Source organism: Paenibacillus sp. BGI2013, assembly GCF_002843485.1.
Lineage (GTDB): Bacteria > Bacillota > Bacilli > Paenibacillales > Paenibacillaceae > Paenibacillus > Paenibacillus amylolyticus.
The window spans coordinates 1-14,105 of record NZ_PJFA01000007.1 but is presented as its reverse complement, the minus strand read 5'-3'; the positions used below and the strand labels follow the sequence as shown (position 1 = coordinate 14,105).

The following is a 14,105-nucleotide window of genomic DNA, read 5'->3' as shown; positions in this document are numbered from 1 at the left end:
CTTACTTTTTGTCAACAACTTAATTTAAATTACTTATTTCCTGATGATGGATACCTACCTTTTCCCCGCTAGAAAGCCTGGGTACACCGCAAAATTTGCGATTTCCCCAGGCTCAGTCATGTTGTGTATGTTGTTAATACTGTTGTTAATGCCTTTACCCTACCCTAACCATTCACTTGCCAGATCACGCTATCCTCGTCCTGACCATTCACCGGCCACCAGTGGAATCCGTCCTGCTCCAGCAGCTTATCTGTCGCTTCTGGTCCCCAAGTTCCAGCAGGGTACGTATGAAGCTCTCCTTGATTCTGCCCCCAGGCTGCTGCGATACGATCCACAAAAGACCAGGCTGTTGCCACTTCATCCCAACGGGTGAAGTACGTAGAATCCCCCTCTGCGGCATCGTGCAGCAGACGTTCATACGCTTCAGGCGAGTTAATTCCAATCATGCAGCTCTGACAGAAATCCATTGCAAGTGGCTGAATCTCGGAATCCGAGCCTGGCTTCTTAGCATTAATTTTGATATATATGCCTTCCATCGGATTCACCCGAATGACTAGCAGATTCGGTTCCAATTTATACTTTTTCCCAAGGTACACGTTGTTTGGCATCGACTTGAACTCAACTACGATCTCGGTGGTTTTCACCGGGAGACGCTTGCCTGTCCGAATGTAGAATGGTACACCCGCCCAACGGAAATTATCCACGAATACACGTGCTGCAAAATAAGTTTCCGTATTCGACTGCGGATCAACCTTGTCTTCCTGGCGATACCCCGGAAGCTGCTTGCCACGGTACTCCCCTTCGGCATACTGCCCCCGCACAACGTTGTTGCTCACTTCCTCATCCGAAGTAAAGGCTCGCAATGAACGCAATACCTTCACCTTCTCATCCCGAATGTCCTCCGGGAATAGGCGACTCGGCGGTTCCATCGCAATCATCGTCAGCATCTGAAGCATATGGTTTTGCCCCATATCACGGAGTGCTCCGGAGTGATCATAATAACCGCCACGTTCTTCCACGCCTACCGTCTCACCAAGCGTAATCTGAACGTTGGCAATATGTTTGTTGTTCCAGAGCGGTTCAAAAAAAGCATTTCCGAAGCGGATCACTTCGATATTTTGCACCATTTCCTTGCCCAGATAATGATCAATCCGATAGATTTCCTCTTCACGGAATACCTCACGAATCTGCTCATTCAAATGTTCGGCCGATTGCAGATCATAACCAAATGGTTTTTCGATCACCAAACGGTTCCATCCCTGACTTTCCAACATACCACCGTCCCGCAAACTGTACGAGACACTGCCAAACAGCTCAGGTGCCAGTGCCAGATAGAACAGCCTATTCCCCGGCGTGTTAAACTTTGATTCCAGATGCTCCGTCTGCGCACGTAGCTCTTTGAATCCTTCCACATTATTGATATCCAGTGCTTTGTATTCAAAATGATCGACAAAAGCGTTCCACTCATCAGGTTCCCCCGCTGGATAACGGCAGAACTCTTTAATGGATTCATAGATGTCTTCCCGGAATTCTTCTGGGGACCTCGGACGACGTGCTACGCCAATAACCGCAAAGTCTTCGGCAAGCTTGCCTTCACGGTAAAGACTGTAGATAGCCGGAAACAGCTTCCGGCGGGCCAAATCACCCGTTGCTCCAAAAATGAAAAATACTGCGCCTGGTGTCTGTACTTCATCTTGCAATTGTTTTTCAACCATGGGCTCCTCTTTCTTCCGGGAAGATAACCTTCACGCTCTCCCCGAGCTATGTAATGGTGTTATATATGCACGACATACAACTGTCAATTACCAGCAAGTTCCTTCTTGGATGTGATGCCATTTTAGCATATCAACTGAACGGATGCACTATTTCAAACTCATTTTTCTGATAAAGATTCTCAATATTGGGTCCTAATTCATGAAAAATCCATCCCTTAGTATTCAATCGTAATCACCGGAAACCCCACTGTAATTCGATTATCGACCTCGTCTCCAACCTGGTGAACTGCGAGTTGCATATTCAACATGTGCGAGCCACTCTTGATCGATAGGGGCAGCTCAGCCGCCTTATAAGAGACACTTGCAGTGCCTGCATCTGTATAACGTTCGACGGAGGCGATATCCACCTTTGTGGACAGCTGTTCTTCGATCAGTTCCAGTTGCTGACTCGCATCATGTTCAGTAGCAGTAACTGCTGTACCTTGCACAGACATATTCCAGGTTGCCTTCATCCCTGAGTCTACAAGCAGTTGATCGACCTCTTCATGTAATGTCATTAATGCCTTCCGATCCGTGTGTGCATCCCCTGAGAGTTGTACGATGGCGTAGTAACCATTGTCACCTGTATCGACGACATTGACCAACAAGCCTACACCTCCATTAGCCGTATCGACAATCTCTTCACTGCGGTAAACATCATGACCCGTCTGGCTTACCCGCACAGGTGGTTCAAGTCCCAAGTGACTTGCCAGTAACACGGCCTGCGCTTGTGCATCTCCCTTGCCTTCTCCTTGCCATTTAATAACTAGAAGATCCACATTATCAATCACACTGTCAGCAGTATAGATTAACTGTTCCAGTTGGGCAGCTTTGGATTCGTTCTTCTCTGCGTATACCTGTGTCACACCAATAAGAATTATGATAGCTATTGCCAAGATACCTGTTGTCATCCATCGATTTAACATTTGAATCCCCCGCTTCTTTCTTGCATTCTATGAATCTATCAACAGCATGCCCCTTTCGCATATTTGCTATACTTCTTCTGCACACAACAAAAAAGCCCCACCCGCCACTTGCATGGCAGATCAGAGCTTTCCATTCATCTTTTCTATATAAATTGAACTACACAATATTTACACTCGCCACTCCGCTGACAGAACAACCTTCCGATCGCTGTTATCCCCAGATTTTTTGATTCTTTTTATAAAGGGTAAATCCGGGGATAAAGGCGAAGTTTATGCTTCCGAAGTAGCTTTCTTTCAGAAAGCTTTTAGCTTCGCTTCTTCAGGTTCCTTCTGTCCTCTCCGTTTTGTGTAAATCTTTAGTTCAATTTATATAAATCATCTCTTATCTATACTTCCGCACATTAATGCACGGTTCTTTGGCTTAATTATGTTATTGCATTTAGTTCTTGTTTTTACTCTGCAAGTCCATTTTTATAAGCATAGATCGCGGCCTGTGTACGGTCGTCTACGCCCAATTTTGCCAGTAGGTTTGTAACATGGAATTTGACCGTCTTGATACCAATGATCAGATCATCAGCGATGTCCTGATTCGATTTACCTTTGGCGAGCAACCGGAGCACATCCATTTCACGGTCTGTTAATTCATCATGCAAAGGAGCTGCTGCCTGTGGCTGCCGGAAGCGATTCATCATTTTCGAAGCCACCTGTGACTCCAGAACGGATTGCCCGCGAGCGGCTGCGCGAATCGCATCTGCCACTTCATTGGCTCTTGATGTTTTCAACAGATAACTGAATGCACCTGCTTCAATGACAGGATACATTTTTTCATCATCCAAGTAACTGGTCAATACAATGACTTTGCACTCTGGATACATTTTAAGTACCTGACGAGTAGCCTCAATGCCGTCCATTCCTTCCATAACCAGGTCCATCAGAACAACATCAGGCTTATATTCCTGTGCAAGCCGAATGCCTTCCTCTCCACTACCTGCTTCACCAACAACTTCAATTCCATCTTCGGTATCCAGTACCGCTGCAAGACCAATACGTACCATCTCATGATCATCCACGAGCAACACTTTGATCGACGTTTCCGTCTCCGTTTCGACTTCCGGTTCCATTGACATGTTCTTCCTCGCTTTCATCGTTCATCAAAGGTATCGTAATCTCAATCCGCGTTCCCTTACCAGGCGCTGTTACAAAATGTATGGCCCCGCCAATCTCCGTAACACGTTCACGCATGTTAGCCAGACCGTAAGAAGCTTGTTTATTCTCATCCAGATCAAAGCCTTGCCCATCATCACGAATCAATACCCGGATCGCATCAGTACGACGCTGGATCCGTATCTCCATTTTTTCCGCTTTTGCATGCCGTAACGTATTGGACATAGCCTCCTGAACGATCCGGAACAGATGATTCTCGATGCCTTTGATCAGATCAATGTCTTCGTCCATTTCGAGCACAATGTCCATGGGTACTTTTGTTTTCAGTTCCATCACCAGATCACGCAGACCTTGTTCGAGATGTTTACCCTCCAGATAGACTGGACGCAGATGTAACAGTAACGCACGCATCTCGGACTGGGCTACCGAAGCCATCTCCTCAATCAAAGCCACCTGCCGCTGAGCACGTTCAAAATCCTTCTCCATCTTCCGTCCAACGGCCGTTGCTGTCATGGATATCGCGAACAATTGTTGCGATACCGCATCATGCAGTTCCCGTGCCAAACGTTGCCGCTCTTCCACAATAGCCGTAATTCTGGCTTGTTCAGCAAGCTGTGCATTATGAGTAGACAATCGCTGGAGCGTAGATATCTGATCTTCCCACTTTTTGCCGATTCGTCCGAGTTGCTCACTTAAACGGCCCACATCATCATCGCCCAGATCAGGTACAGTGCGTGATAGAGAGCCCTTCTCCCACAGTAGAAGTGTTTCCCGCAGCAGTTCGAGCCGGCGTTTAACCCGGTAACTCTGATAGAACCCAAAGACCGCACCGATTCCAATCAGAAGCAGCAATAAGGCCAGACCCGATTGAATCAGATGACGCCAACCTGTAAACGGAGCAAGATAACCATATGTATACAATACATACAAAATAACAGCGAGCACAATGAAAACCAGGAGGATCCCTTCACCCATACTTCGGGTTACCATGTCGGTATGTCGTTTTGTCTTCATCGGGGTCTCCTCCTTCTCTTCATCTATTTTACTACGGATTACTGATGTTTAGGTCGCCAACAATATAAGAAATGACAAATTTTGCTTTATGTTCACTGGATTCATATCCAGGCGTTCTCCATACTAATTTGTTCATCATACCGCTATCTTGTTCTCCAAGAAGATTAATCCGGCCGAAAAGAACCGATGCTTCAATCTCCACACCATAATCTTCTGGTAGTGTAAGGCGAACATTACCCATAACTCCTTGCAGCAGCACAATTGTTTGTTTCTCCTCCGGAATTGAAAGAGATAGATCCGCGTTAACCTCACCTATGGCATGCCACAGACTCATACTACGTAACGTCCAGGATGATTGATCCCAGTAGTACCGAGCCATGAAATTCTGTTTCTTCATAACGCCTTCGTCCAGATGAATCTTTTTGTTTTTCGAATAAAAGTAAGCTAAAGAAGCCAGTACAATCAAAAATACAATCATTAAATTATCCAGCAATAACAGTGCCGCACCAATGCCAAGATACCGATGACCTTTGCGGGTATCCCCATTGCGGACTTGAAGCATTCCAACCGTTAACAGAATCAGTGCGGCAGCGGTCAGGAAGTTAATATTGTCATTCAATAACATCATTGTGCCAATAATCATAATGACAACTGCAAGCCATTTACTCTTTTGATTCATCCCCGCCGCACCTCCTCTGTAAGTTAATCTCTCTTTATTCAACGGAAAAGCCATACCAGGCAATGAAGTCCTGTATGGCTTAACTTTTGTTCTACCAACCGTACATTATACACGATTTATAGAATATCATATTGTCCACTAAGCGAACAGTTATTCTTTTGAAGTTCCGTTCGCTTCATTCTTGGAACCATTGCCCATTTTATTTTTGAGGGCTTGTAATTGCTGATCCACTTTGAATTGTTTTTCCACATCTACAGGATTCGTATACGTGGATGATGTGTTGCGATAAGGTGCACGAGCTACGTCAGCTTCAGCTTCCAGCTGCATGATTTTCTCTTCCATGCGGTGGAATCCAAGTGATGCGCCGCCACTTTCGATCGAATGCAAGCTGTTGATGGAAGACATTTGTTTTTTAGCTTTTGCCATTTGTGCACGGGATACAAGTTCATTACGTTTGTTACGCATTTTGTAGAACTCATCTTTCATATCATGCAACTGTTGCAACAGATCTTTTGCTTGTGCTTCGGACTGTGCATGCAGTTCGCTGTACTCCGTAATTTTTTGATCAAAGTAGATTTTCTCTTCCAACAATTTGCGTGCCACTTCTTCCTGACCGTTAGACAGAGCAGCTTCTGCTTGGGACTCACGTTGTACCGAAGTACGCTCCGCTTCATCCAAACGTTGTTTCATGCGGCGCTCATTTGCCATTTGTTTAGCAACAGTTACCTCTGCCTCATGAATCTCAGCCTCCATATCACGCAAGTACTGGTTCAACATTACAATCGGGTCCTCTACTTTATCCAACATATCATTTACCGATGCTTTCGTCATATCCTTAATCCGTTTAAATACTCCCATTTTACTTTTCTCCCTTCTCGTAACGAGATAATTTTTGGCGAAGCTCTTCAACTTCTTTTTTCAGTGCTTTTTTCTCGATATCTTTCATCATGGAATCAAGTTCACTTTCTTGCGGTGCTCCTGCTCCGTAGGCGTTGTTGTCATAAGAACGGGGACCAGATTGAGGTCTGCCGTTGAATCCAGGGCCGGGACCGAAGTTACCAGGACCTTGTTGGTTGTGATTATTTTGAAAAGGACCTCTTGGTGGCTGATGATCATAGTTGTCGTATCCTCTGCCAGGACCAGGGCCTTGGCCCGGACCGTAGCCATATGGATCATAAGGCGGATACGGTTCTTTTGGTACCACCAGTGCTGCAATAAAGTATATTAACAACGACGTGCCGCCAGTTACGAAGATACTGATAACAAAGATGATACGCAGCAGGGTGGAATCCATTCCGATGGTTTCGGAAATTCCGCCGCACAAGCCGGTTAACATCCGGTCACGCGTTGAGCGGTATAATTTGCTCATGTGCTTGCTCCTTTCGTTTACTTGTATCCTCTTACGTTGGAATCATAAGCATATGGATCAACGTGATTGGATTCCTTTGGTACCACCAATGCAGCGATGAAGTAGATCAACAATGATGTACCTCCCGTAGCGAAAATACTGATGAAGAAAATGATACGTAGCAGCGTGGTACTCAATCCGAGATTTTCAGAAATGCCACCGATCAAACCTGTTAGCCTTCGATTACGCGCCGAGCGGTATAATTTATTCATTGTGACTACTCCTTTCTGTCATTGTTCAATTTCTGTCTTAAGTGTTCCAGTTCCTTATCCAGCGTAGAGGATGACATGCTGCCAGTCACTCCTGAACCATCTTGATTCATCCGCCGGATATCGCGGAGACTTTGTGCTTCATATTCGAGATCAGAGACTTGGTCATCCAGTCGGTTAAACATACGGGGTACATTCTGACCGTTGTGATTGCCTCTCTGGTTCATACGTTGCTGTAACTGAATCGTCTGCATACGAGCGTAGTAATATTGGCGTTTGCTGTATACATTCTGATATTCAACCTTCAGCTGGTCGATCTGTTCATCCAACTCCTGTAATGCCGCATAACTTTGTGCATACAATTCATTGTACTGTTCCATTTTTTCCTCGTGGAGGATTTTCTCCTGCAAGGCCAGCTTAGCGAGATGTTCTTCCCCTGCTTTCAGAGCCATGGAAGCCTGTTCTTCCCGTTTGTTCACCATACCTGCTGCCTGATCGGCTTGTTGTTTCATTTGTCTGGTATGGCTTGCATATTGATGACGAAGTTTCTCGGCTTCACCGATGTCTTGGCGGGTCGAGACCAGGAACTGATCAATCAGTTTGACTGGGTCCTGACTTTGCTCCAAATGTTCGTTCAGATTAGCTACGGTAATATCCCGCATTCGACGAAATACACTCATTATGTTCTGTCCCTCCTTTTCATAATCGTGAAAGCTTAGTACCGACCACGACGACTGCGGTTATTGCTTAGCATTGAGATACCAAAGATGATTAACCCGATCGCGATGATCGGTCCGATCAACCATGCCAGTTTACCCATCAGTGAGATGATACCGATGATGAGAACAATCCAGCCAAGCATCACATTCCCTCGTTTAACTCCGTAGTATCCCAGTGCAATCATCAGGACCGGAATCAGATAACCCATTAAGTGTCCAAGAAGTGGAGTTAACTTTCCGAAGAGGAGTAGTGCACCCAGCGCAATCAATACAATCGCCCAGCCATTTCCCTTATTCAATCTCATAATTGTTGTTCACCGCCCTTTCCATTCGTTCCTTTTAATGTGTTGAGTCATTTGTTCGTTTGTTTCTTGTTTTTTGTTTCCGTGTTTCTTGTTTAACCTTATGTCCTTATTCTAGGGGATTCCGCGACTTTTCAAAACAGACCGTGGACGGTTTTTCATCCTAGACTCAGGTCGGGGATCTAGTTGGACCTTTGTCTGTCCCTATATAAGACCAACGTTCCACCTAAGCTGAATAGCACTCCAGATACCTTCTATTACCCGTATTCAGGCTACCCTTTAGCAGATGTCGACCTGTAGAGAGAATGTTGTCCATGTCTCTATTTACGTTCACACTGCAATTTCGTTTCTCATGATTCCGTATTGGATAGTCAGTCCAAGCCATTTCTCTAACCTTTTCTGCAAAATCATCTATCAGCAATCCCTTATCTCTACTTCTATACACTTTTGTTAAATTACTTATTTATCCAAATAAACAAAATTTAGATTGTTCTATATGTAAGCGTTTACTAAAATAGAAAGTGTTACTATTTCTAATGTCAGGGGTGGAACTGAAACTGTGCGACCAATCAGCTATCTCCATAAAATGATCATCTTCGGAATCCTGTTAAGCACCCTGCCCATTTTATTAACGGGAATTGCCGCATTTATCTATTCATCAAACCAAACTGAGCTGCATCGTACGCAGGCCAACAGACAGTTGCTGGAACAAATGCAATCCAACGTAGAGCACAAACTTGCTACAGTCAGTTATATGCTTGATCAGGCCGTTCGCTCTCCAGTAACCCTCCGTTCCCTGTCTGCTTCTTCTTCAATAGAAGGGAAAGGACCTTTACTTGCCGACAAGCTGCAGAACGAATTTCAGAATATGAGGTCATGGGAACCTTTGTTAGATATTACCCTGGTGAATCAATCTCAGAATTGGCTTATTGATCATGCCGGATTATATCGTAATACGGATTTTCCACTGGCTCTTCCCATGAAGGAATTGATATCGGATACGCTAACCTCTGGATGGCAACTCTCCCCTTCATCGGTGTTCAGTAATGATGAGCGTTCACCAGGTACAGGCTGTATCTATCATATTGCCCTTGCGAGATCTATTCCGAATCTGAATACATCTTCCGATGCTGCCCTGATTGCCGGAATCCCTGCATGCTCTTTGCAAAATACACTAGGAGAAGCCTCCTTAGGCAATGCTGCCTCAGGACTGATCATTTTGAATCGGGAACAACGTATCTTGGTCCATCCCGATCCTGTATACATTGGACAACCGTTGTCTGCCATTGGATTACAGGATCGGGATACGGAAGCCAACATAACCAAACTATCACCCATCACATTTTCAACAGGCTTTGAAAAACGGGAAGTTAAGATCGCCGATACACATTATTCCCTGACGTATAGCCCTTCTACCTTAAAGGGATGGACTTATGTGCTAATCTCACCTACCAATATTCTGACACAAGAATATATCGATATCGGATTACACACCTTGTATATCAGTATCTGCTTACTTTTACTTTCATTATTACTCGCCTGGCTCGGCTCCAAGCGAATGCATGTCCCGATTCGTAAACTTTTAACCCAACTTGGTGACAACCACCTGTCCAAAGAAGGAAACACGGTAGCTCAGCAATCACCACCATTTTCTGATGAGTTCGAACAGATCAGAGCAGGTGTCTCACAATTATCTGCCTCTCACTCCCAATTAGAGAACACACTTAATGTGCATCTATTGCAGATTCGCAATCATTTTATGATGAATCTGTTCCAGGGTAAGATCCCTGTTCATACTCTTCATGACGCCCTGAATGAATATGGCTACACGCATCAGGTTCGGGAATGGCAACAAATTGCTGTTATTACACTACAGGCCGATCTTGTTAATCATACAAAATATAGAGCTAGTGATCGTGATCTCTTATTATTCGCTATTCAAAATATATTGGAGGAAACGGTTGTGCATAACCAACAATTGCTTCCCATTGTGCTGGAACATACAGTAGTCACGGTGATTGGCACCGTGGAACAGGATCAGTTTATTTTTTCACAGCAGCTATATGTATTAACAGACCAGTTACAACAACAGATGGATAAGATTCTGGCTCTTCAAGTCAGTATAGGATTCAGCCAGTCGCACAGCTCTCTACATCACATCCCTCAAGCTTACACAGAAGCCTTGGAAGCACTGAGGCATCGGATGAAGCTGGGAACAGGCATTATTTTTCAATATGAGAACATAGATCATCACACTCCCACTTGGTCCATGACCTACCCGGAATCATTGGAATATTCGTTGATCCAAGCTATTCAAAATGCGGACGAAGTCCAGGCCTCTGCTCTTCTGAAACAACTGCTTGAAGTGATCTTTGGTATGGAGGTTACACCGGAGGAGTATGAGGTGGCTCTTACGAGGCTACTCACGCATATTTTGCAAATGACTCAGGAATCCGGCATACGACTCGGACAGATCTCCCAAGGTCGTGGTTCGATGTTTCATGAACTTCATAGTTTGCAGTACGCTGCTGAAGTTGAGGATTGGTTTAAATATCAAGTCATCTTGCCCGTCATTCAGGTTTTTAAAGCGAGACAATATGCCCAGTATCAGCATATATCTGAGAAAATGATTGCCATGATTCATCAAGATTATGATAAGGATCTGACGCTTGAGGAATGTGCCTTGAAGCTTCACTACAATGCCAACTACTTAAGTAGTGTTTTCCGCAAAGAGACAGGCTGTGCATTTAGTGAATATCTGACCAAGTACCGATTTAATATCGCTAAAAAATGGCTGGACGAAAGTGATCTAACCGTTAAAGATATCGCAGCACGACTTCGGTACAACAATCCGCAAAACTTTATCCGATCATTCCGTAAATGGGAAGGAATCACCCCCGGCCAGTATCGGCAGCGTAAACAGAAAGCAGAAGTATCGAACAGAAATTAGAAAAGGAGAACGAATGTAAGTCGTACTCCTTCGTCCAGCTCGGATACCTATCCATATGGCTCCCGAACAGGGCCAGGGCTCGGACCTGTGACAATTCAATTAACCGTCGAGTACTCTACCAACTGAACTATCAGGGAATATGCTTCAGAGATCATTCTCTGAAAGCTAGGTATGTGTTTTGTTTTTCGTTGTCTCGAACATCTCTAAATAAACGAGGGTCTGGTTCAAAGCGGTTGATGAATTAGTGGCTTAAAAAAAGAGGGAGCACATAACCGGCTCCCTTCACTTACAACTTTACTTCTACAATCTTAACTTCACATGTTTCAACCGTTCATCTTTTGGCACAGCGTTGTGATGCTTCCTAGTGTCATCTTAGAGGTTAGACTACATTGTCCGTCTCAATTCCTGATTATTAGTACACTTGCCAATCTTATGCGATTTATCGCTTATCCTTAGTGCGAACTGTTTTCATATTGGGCTGTTCAAGTTGAATTAGAATCTTACCAAATCTTCCTCCACGTGAGAAGGTCAACGTACTATCCTTGTACGTATCGTTAATGTAATCCTCAGCCAATCTGAGGGAATCTTCATCCGATGGTAACTCATACGTATTAAGCCATTCTGGTAGCTTCTCGATAATCTCTTCCACCGGTACTTCAAATGAGTTAACTTCTCTCGTAATGATCATCGTATAAGAATAACCCTGCAAATACAGCAACTGTTGGATATACCCCATATCACCGTCCTTATATGAAGAAGTTACCCCCAGTACATCCTTAAGTTCATCCATTAGTGTGTGTTCCTTCTGTCCCGCCATAGTACTTATATACACATACTTCCGGGCACAATTGATCGCCTGCTCAATCGTTTCCCAATCCGACATCGCCGGACACATGGATGCAAATGCAAAGTCATATTTCTTCTCCCAGCCTTTATCCTGAATAGAGATTTCCTCATATCGTTCGTTTACGATTTCGATTTTGGATTCCAGAGCTGAAGGTATCGTTTCTTTCATGAGTGAAACGAGTAACTCAGAAGGCTCAACTGCGGTCACACTTGCCCCCTTTTTCGCAAAAGGAATGGTAAATATGCCTGAAGCGGCTCCAATGTCCAAAATGGATAACCCTGCGATTCCACACCCTGGTTTTCAATCCAGCCCATAATGCGTTCAGAACGCTGCTTTCCTTCTTCGGTGAACGACTGTGCATGATAATCCCTGGCCCATCGCTAAAAAGCTTCTTCTATATTAAAGGGGGCGCTTTTCTTCTTATATTTTGAACTTCTCGGACGATTCTTCCATGCCTCTTCCCATACAGAAAGATCAAATAACAGATCGGTATCCGATACATTTTTTCCATTAGTCACTCTACTTCACTCCTCCATATTAAAGACTTTACTTATCTACAATATACTCAATATAATCATACGTCAATCTTTATTAACGTCCATCTTCTCTTACTCTAGATTTTCTTACTGCACATAAATCGTTTCATATAAAATAAAAATAGCCCTACACATTGCATAAGCAACATGTAGGGCTATTCAATATACCGGCGAGAGGACTCGAACCTCCACGGTTTCCCACTCGATTTTGAGTCGAGCGCGTCTGCCATTCCGCCACGCCGGCATATGCTGGAGGCGCCACCCAGATTCGAACTGGGGATAAAGCTTTTGCAGAGCTGTGCCTTACCACTTGGCTATGGCGCCATATTTTGGAGCGGACGACGGGAATCGAACCCGCGACCCTCGCCTTGGCAAGGCGATGCTCTACCGCTGAGCCACGTCCGCATAATGGCTGGGGATATAGGATTTGAACCTATGCATGACGGAGTCAAAGTCCGTTGCCTTACCGCTTGGCTAATCCCCAATAAAAAACGAAAAAACAAAGGGGCGATCGAGGGGAATTGAACCCCCGAATGCCGGATCCACAAACCGGTGCGTTAACCACTTCGCCACGACCGCCATATAAGGTTAATTTCTAAAAAGTTAATTGGCAGGGGCAGCAGGAATTGAACCCACACCAACGGTTTTGGAGACCGTTGTTCTACCTTTAAACTATGCCCCTAAAAACTGGTGGAGGATGATGGATTCGAACCACCGAACCCGTACGGGAGCAGATTTACAGTCTGATGCGTTTGGCCACTTCGCTAATCCTCCAGGATTACATGGTGCCGGCGAGAGGACTTGAACCCCCAACCTACTGATTACAAGTCAGTTGCTCTACCAGTTGAGCTACACCGGCATATTAAATTGTTTTATAAATGGTGGCTCGGGACGGAATCGAACCGCCGACACGAGGATTTTCAGTCCTCTGCTCTACCGACTGAGCTACCGAGCCATAATAAAGTCTAATCTTAACTCCTTACACTTTATATAGGGCATCAGTGCCATACAGCAGATGTAGTGAACAGTTTGCCTCATGTAAAGATTAAATGGCGGAACCGACGGGATTCGAACCCGCGATCTCCTGCGTGACAGGCAGGCATGTTAGGCCAACTACACCACGGTTCCAGATCACTTTCTCAAAGGAAAGTATAATTGCGGGGGCAGGATTTGAACCTGCGGCCTTCGGGTTATGAGCCCGACGAGCTACCGGGCTGCTCCACCCCGCGTCGTTATAAAGTTTATATGGTGGAGGCTGAGGGGATCGAACCCCCGACCCTCTGCTTGTAAGGCAGATGCTCTCCCAGCTGAGCTAAGCCTCCGAACAACACATTTATGATCATACCATAATCTTGTTGTAAAAATCAACTTCTTTTTTTGAAGTTATTATGACCCGTAGGGGATTCGAACCCCTGTTACCTCCGTGAAAGGGAGGTGTCTTAACCCCTTGACCAACGGGCCTTAATATTATGGCGGAGAGAGAGGGATTCGAACCCTCGAGACGCTTGTGACGCCTACACGATTTCCAATCGTGCTCCTTCGGCCAGCTCGGACACCTCTCCATATGGCTCCCCGAACAGGGCTCGAACCTGTGACA

The 14,105-nt window shown here is 45.0% G+C and carries 13 protein-coding genes and 15 tRNA genes; 1 reads left to right on the top strand and 27 read right to left on the bottom strand.

Going from position 1 to position 14,105, the window contains the following annotated elements; translation table 11 throughout:
* Positions 1 to 164 precede the first annotated feature (164 nt).
* The 10 genes from zwf to CXK86_RS18015 form a co-directional block, all read right to left on the bottom strand.
* Entirely contained in the window at positions 165 to 1,715 is a 1,551-nt protein-coding gene (zwf, locus tag CXK86_RS18060) for a glucose-6-phosphate dehydrogenase (protein WP_036605690.1), read from the bottom strand.
* 215 nt (positions 1,716 to 1,930) lie between these two features.
* The gene (locus CXK86_RS18055; RefSeq protein WP_076254543.1) at positions 1,931 to 2,680 is read right to left on the bottom strand and encodes a YwmB family TATA-box binding protein; all 750 of its coding nucleotides are present in this window, start codon (positions 2,678 to 2,680) and stop codon (positions 1,931 to 1,933) included.
* Between the two features lie 452 nt (positions 2,681 to 3,132).
* Positions 3,133 to 3,801, bottom strand: a complete 669-nt coding sequence (locus CXK86_RS18050) for a response regulator transcription factor (protein WP_091020933.1) — start codon at positions 3,799 to 3,801, stop codon at positions 3,133 to 3,135.
* Positions 3,743 to 4,858, bottom strand: a complete 1,116-nt coding sequence (locus CXK86_RS18045; RefSeq protein ID WP_076254542.1) for a sensor histidine kinase — start codon at positions 4,856 to 4,858, stop codon at positions 3,743 to 3,745. The genes CXK86_RS18050 and CXK86_RS18045 overlap by 59 nt, the downstream gene beginning before the upstream one ends.
* Positions 4,859 to 4,889: 31 nt before the next feature.
* Positions 4,890 to 5,537 carry a cell wall-active antibiotics response protein LiaF gene (liaF, locus tag CXK86_RS18040; RefSeq protein ID WP_036605686.1) on the bottom strand — a complete coding sequence of 216 codons (648 nt, stop codon included), beginning with the start codon at positions 5,535 to 5,537 and terminating at the stop codon, positions 4,890 to 4,892.
* A gap of 150 nt (positions 5,538 to 5,687) precedes the next feature.
* Positions 5,688 to 6,395 carry a PspA/IM30 family protein gene (locus CXK86_RS18035; protein ID WP_017692315.1) on the bottom strand — a complete coding sequence of 236 codons (708 nt, stop codon included), beginning with the start codon at positions 6,393 to 6,395 and terminating at the stop codon, positions 5,688 to 5,690.
* A gap of 1 nt (position 6,396) precedes the next feature.
* Positions 6,397 to 6,906, bottom strand: coding sequence for a PspC domain-containing protein (locus tag CXK86_RS18030; RefSeq protein WP_017692314.1), 510 nt, complete (start codon positions 6,904 to 6,906; stop codon positions 6,397 to 6,399).
* Between the two features lie 17 nt (positions 6,907 to 6,923).
* Positions 6,924 to 7,157, bottom strand: coding sequence for a PspC domain-containing protein (locus CXK86_RS18025; RefSeq protein ID WP_036673255.1), 234 nt, complete (start codon positions 7,155 to 7,157; stop codon positions 6,924 to 6,926).
* Between the two features lie 5 nt (positions 7,158 to 7,162).
* A complete protein-coding gene (locus tag CXK86_RS18020; RefSeq protein ID WP_076254540.1) occupies positions 7,163 to 7,834 on the bottom strand; it encodes a PspA/IM30 family protein in 672 nt (223 codons plus the stop codon).
* Positions 7,835 to 7,869: 35 nt separating this feature from the next.
* Positions 7,870 to 8,178 carry a LiaF transmembrane domain-containing protein gene (locus CXK86_RS18015; protein WP_017692311.1) on the bottom strand — a complete coding sequence of 103 codons (309 nt, stop codon included), beginning with the start codon at positions 8,176 to 8,178 and terminating at the stop codon, positions 7,870 to 7,872.
* A gap of 583 nt (positions 8,179 to 8,761) precedes the next feature.
* On the opposite strand from CXK86_RS18015, the gene CXK86_RS18010 reads away from it, so the two are divergent.
* Positions 8,762 to 11,125 (top strand): helix-turn-helix domain-containing protein, encoded by a 2,364-nt coding sequence (locus CXK86_RS18010; protein WP_180361792.1) that lies wholly within the window; start codon positions 8,762 to 8,764, stop codon positions 11,123 to 11,125.
* A 56-nt stretch (positions 11,126 to 11,181) separates the two neighbouring features.
* Here the strand turns inward: CXK86_RS18010 and CXK86_RS18005 are convergent.
* From CXK86_RS18005 to CXK86_RS17930, 17 genes are all read right to left on the bottom strand, one after another.
* Positions 11,182 to 11,262: transfer RNA gene (locus tag CXK86_RS18005), tRNA-Asn, on the bottom strand.
* 302 nt (positions 11,263 to 11,564) lie between these two features.
* A complete protein-coding gene (locus CXK86_RS18000) occupies positions 11,565 to 12,239 on the bottom strand; it encodes a class I SAM-dependent methyltransferase (protein WP_179087969.1) in 675 nt (224 codons plus the stop codon).
* Between the two features lie 113 nt (positions 12,240 to 12,352).
* Positions 12,353 to 12,490: a hypothetical protein gene (locus CXK86_RS32125; RefSeq protein WP_179087968.1), complete on the bottom strand. Its 138-nt coding sequence runs from the start codon at positions 12,488 to 12,490 to the stop codon at positions 12,353 to 12,355.
* A 183-nt stretch (positions 12,491 to 12,673) separates the two neighbouring features.
* A tRNA-Leu gene (locus tag CXK86_RS17995) sits at positions 12,674 to 12,752 on the bottom strand.
* 6 nt (positions 12,753 to 12,758) lie between these two features.
* Positions 12,759 to 12,832: transfer RNA gene (locus CXK86_RS17990), tRNA-Cys, on the bottom strand.
* A 6-nt stretch (positions 12,833 to 12,838) separates the two neighbouring features.
* Positions 12,839 to 12,913 (bottom strand) — tRNA-Gly (locus CXK86_RS17985).
* A 4-nt stretch (positions 12,914 to 12,917) separates the two neighbouring features.
* Positions 12,918 to 12,992, bottom strand: a tRNA-Gln gene (locus CXK86_RS17980).
* 22 nt (positions 12,993 to 13,014) lie between these two features.
* Positions 13,015 to 13,087 (bottom strand) — tRNA-His (locus CXK86_RS17975).
* A 29-nt stretch (positions 13,088 to 13,116) separates the two neighbouring features.
* A tRNA-Trp gene (locus CXK86_RS17970) sits at positions 13,117 to 13,190 on the bottom strand.
* Between the two features lie 6 nt (positions 13,191 to 13,196).
* Positions 13,197 to 13,282, bottom strand: a tRNA-Tyr gene (locus tag CXK86_RS17965).
* A 9-nt stretch (positions 13,283 to 13,291) separates the two neighbouring features.
* Positions 13,292 to 13,367, bottom strand: a tRNA-Thr gene (locus CXK86_RS17960).
* Between the two features lie 20 nt (positions 13,368 to 13,387).
* Positions 13,388 to 13,463, bottom strand: a tRNA-Phe gene (locus tag CXK86_RS17955).
* A gap of 95 nt (positions 13,464 to 13,558) precedes the next feature.
* A tRNA-Asp gene (locus tag CXK86_RS17950) sits at positions 13,559 to 13,636 on the bottom strand.
* 27 nt (positions 13,637 to 13,663) lie between these two features.
* Positions 13,664 to 13,737, bottom strand: a tRNA-Met gene (locus CXK86_RS17945).
* Between the two features lie 17 nt (positions 13,738 to 13,754).
* A tRNA-Val gene (locus CXK86_RS17940) sits at positions 13,755 to 13,830 on the bottom strand.
* Between the two features lie 67 nt (positions 13,831 to 13,897).
* Positions 13,898 to 13,969: transfer RNA gene (locus CXK86_RS17935), tRNA-Glu, on the bottom strand.
* Positions 13,970 to 13,978: 9 nt separating this feature from the next.
* Positions 13,979 to 14,070: transfer RNA gene (locus tag CXK86_RS17930), tRNA-Ser, on the bottom strand.
* Between the last annotated feature and the right edge of the window lie 35 nt (positions 14,071 to 14,105).

Coding starts and splice junctions, on each gene's coding strand:
- zwf (WP_036605690.1), bottom strand. CDS start 1,715: ATGGTTGAAAAACAATTGCAAGATGAAGTACAGACACCAGGCGCAGTA.
- CXK86_RS18030 (WP_017692314.1), bottom strand. CDS start 6,906: ATGAGCAAATTATACCGCTCAACGCGTGACCGGATGTTAACCGGCTTG.
- CXK86_RS18050 (WP_091020933.1), bottom strand. CDS start 3,801: ATGGAACCGGAAGTCGAAACGGAGACGGAAACGTCGATCAAAGTGTTG.
- CXK86_RS18010 (WP_180361792.1), top strand. CDS start 8,762: ATGATCATCTTCGGAATCCTGTTAAGCACCCTGCCCATTTTATTAACG.
- CXK86_RS18045 (WP_076254542.1), bottom strand. CDS start 4,858: ATGAAGACAAAACGACATACCGACATGGTAACCCGAAGTATGGGTGAA.
- CXK86_RS18015 (WP_017692311.1), bottom strand. CDS start 8,178: ATGAGATTGAATAAGGGAAATGGCTGGGCGATTGTATTGATTGCGCTG.
- CXK86_RS18020 (WP_076254540.1), bottom strand. CDS start 7,834: ATGAGTGTATTTCGTCGAATGCGGGATATTACCGTAGCTAATCTGAAC.
- CXK86_RS18035 (WP_017692315.1), bottom strand. CDS start 6,395: ATGGGAGTATTTAAACGGATTAAGGATATGACGAAAGCATCGGTAAAT.
- liaF (WP_036605686.1), bottom strand. CDS start 5,537: ATGAATCAAAAGAGTAAATGGCTTGCAGTTGTCATTATGATTATTGGC.
- CXK86_RS18055 (WP_076254543.1), bottom strand. CDS start 2,680: ATGTTAAATCGATGGATGACAACAGGTATCTTGGCAATAGCTATCATA.
- CXK86_RS18025 (WP_036673255.1), bottom strand. CDS start 7,157: ATGAATAAATTATACCGCTCGGCGCGTAATCGAAGGCTAACAGGTTTG.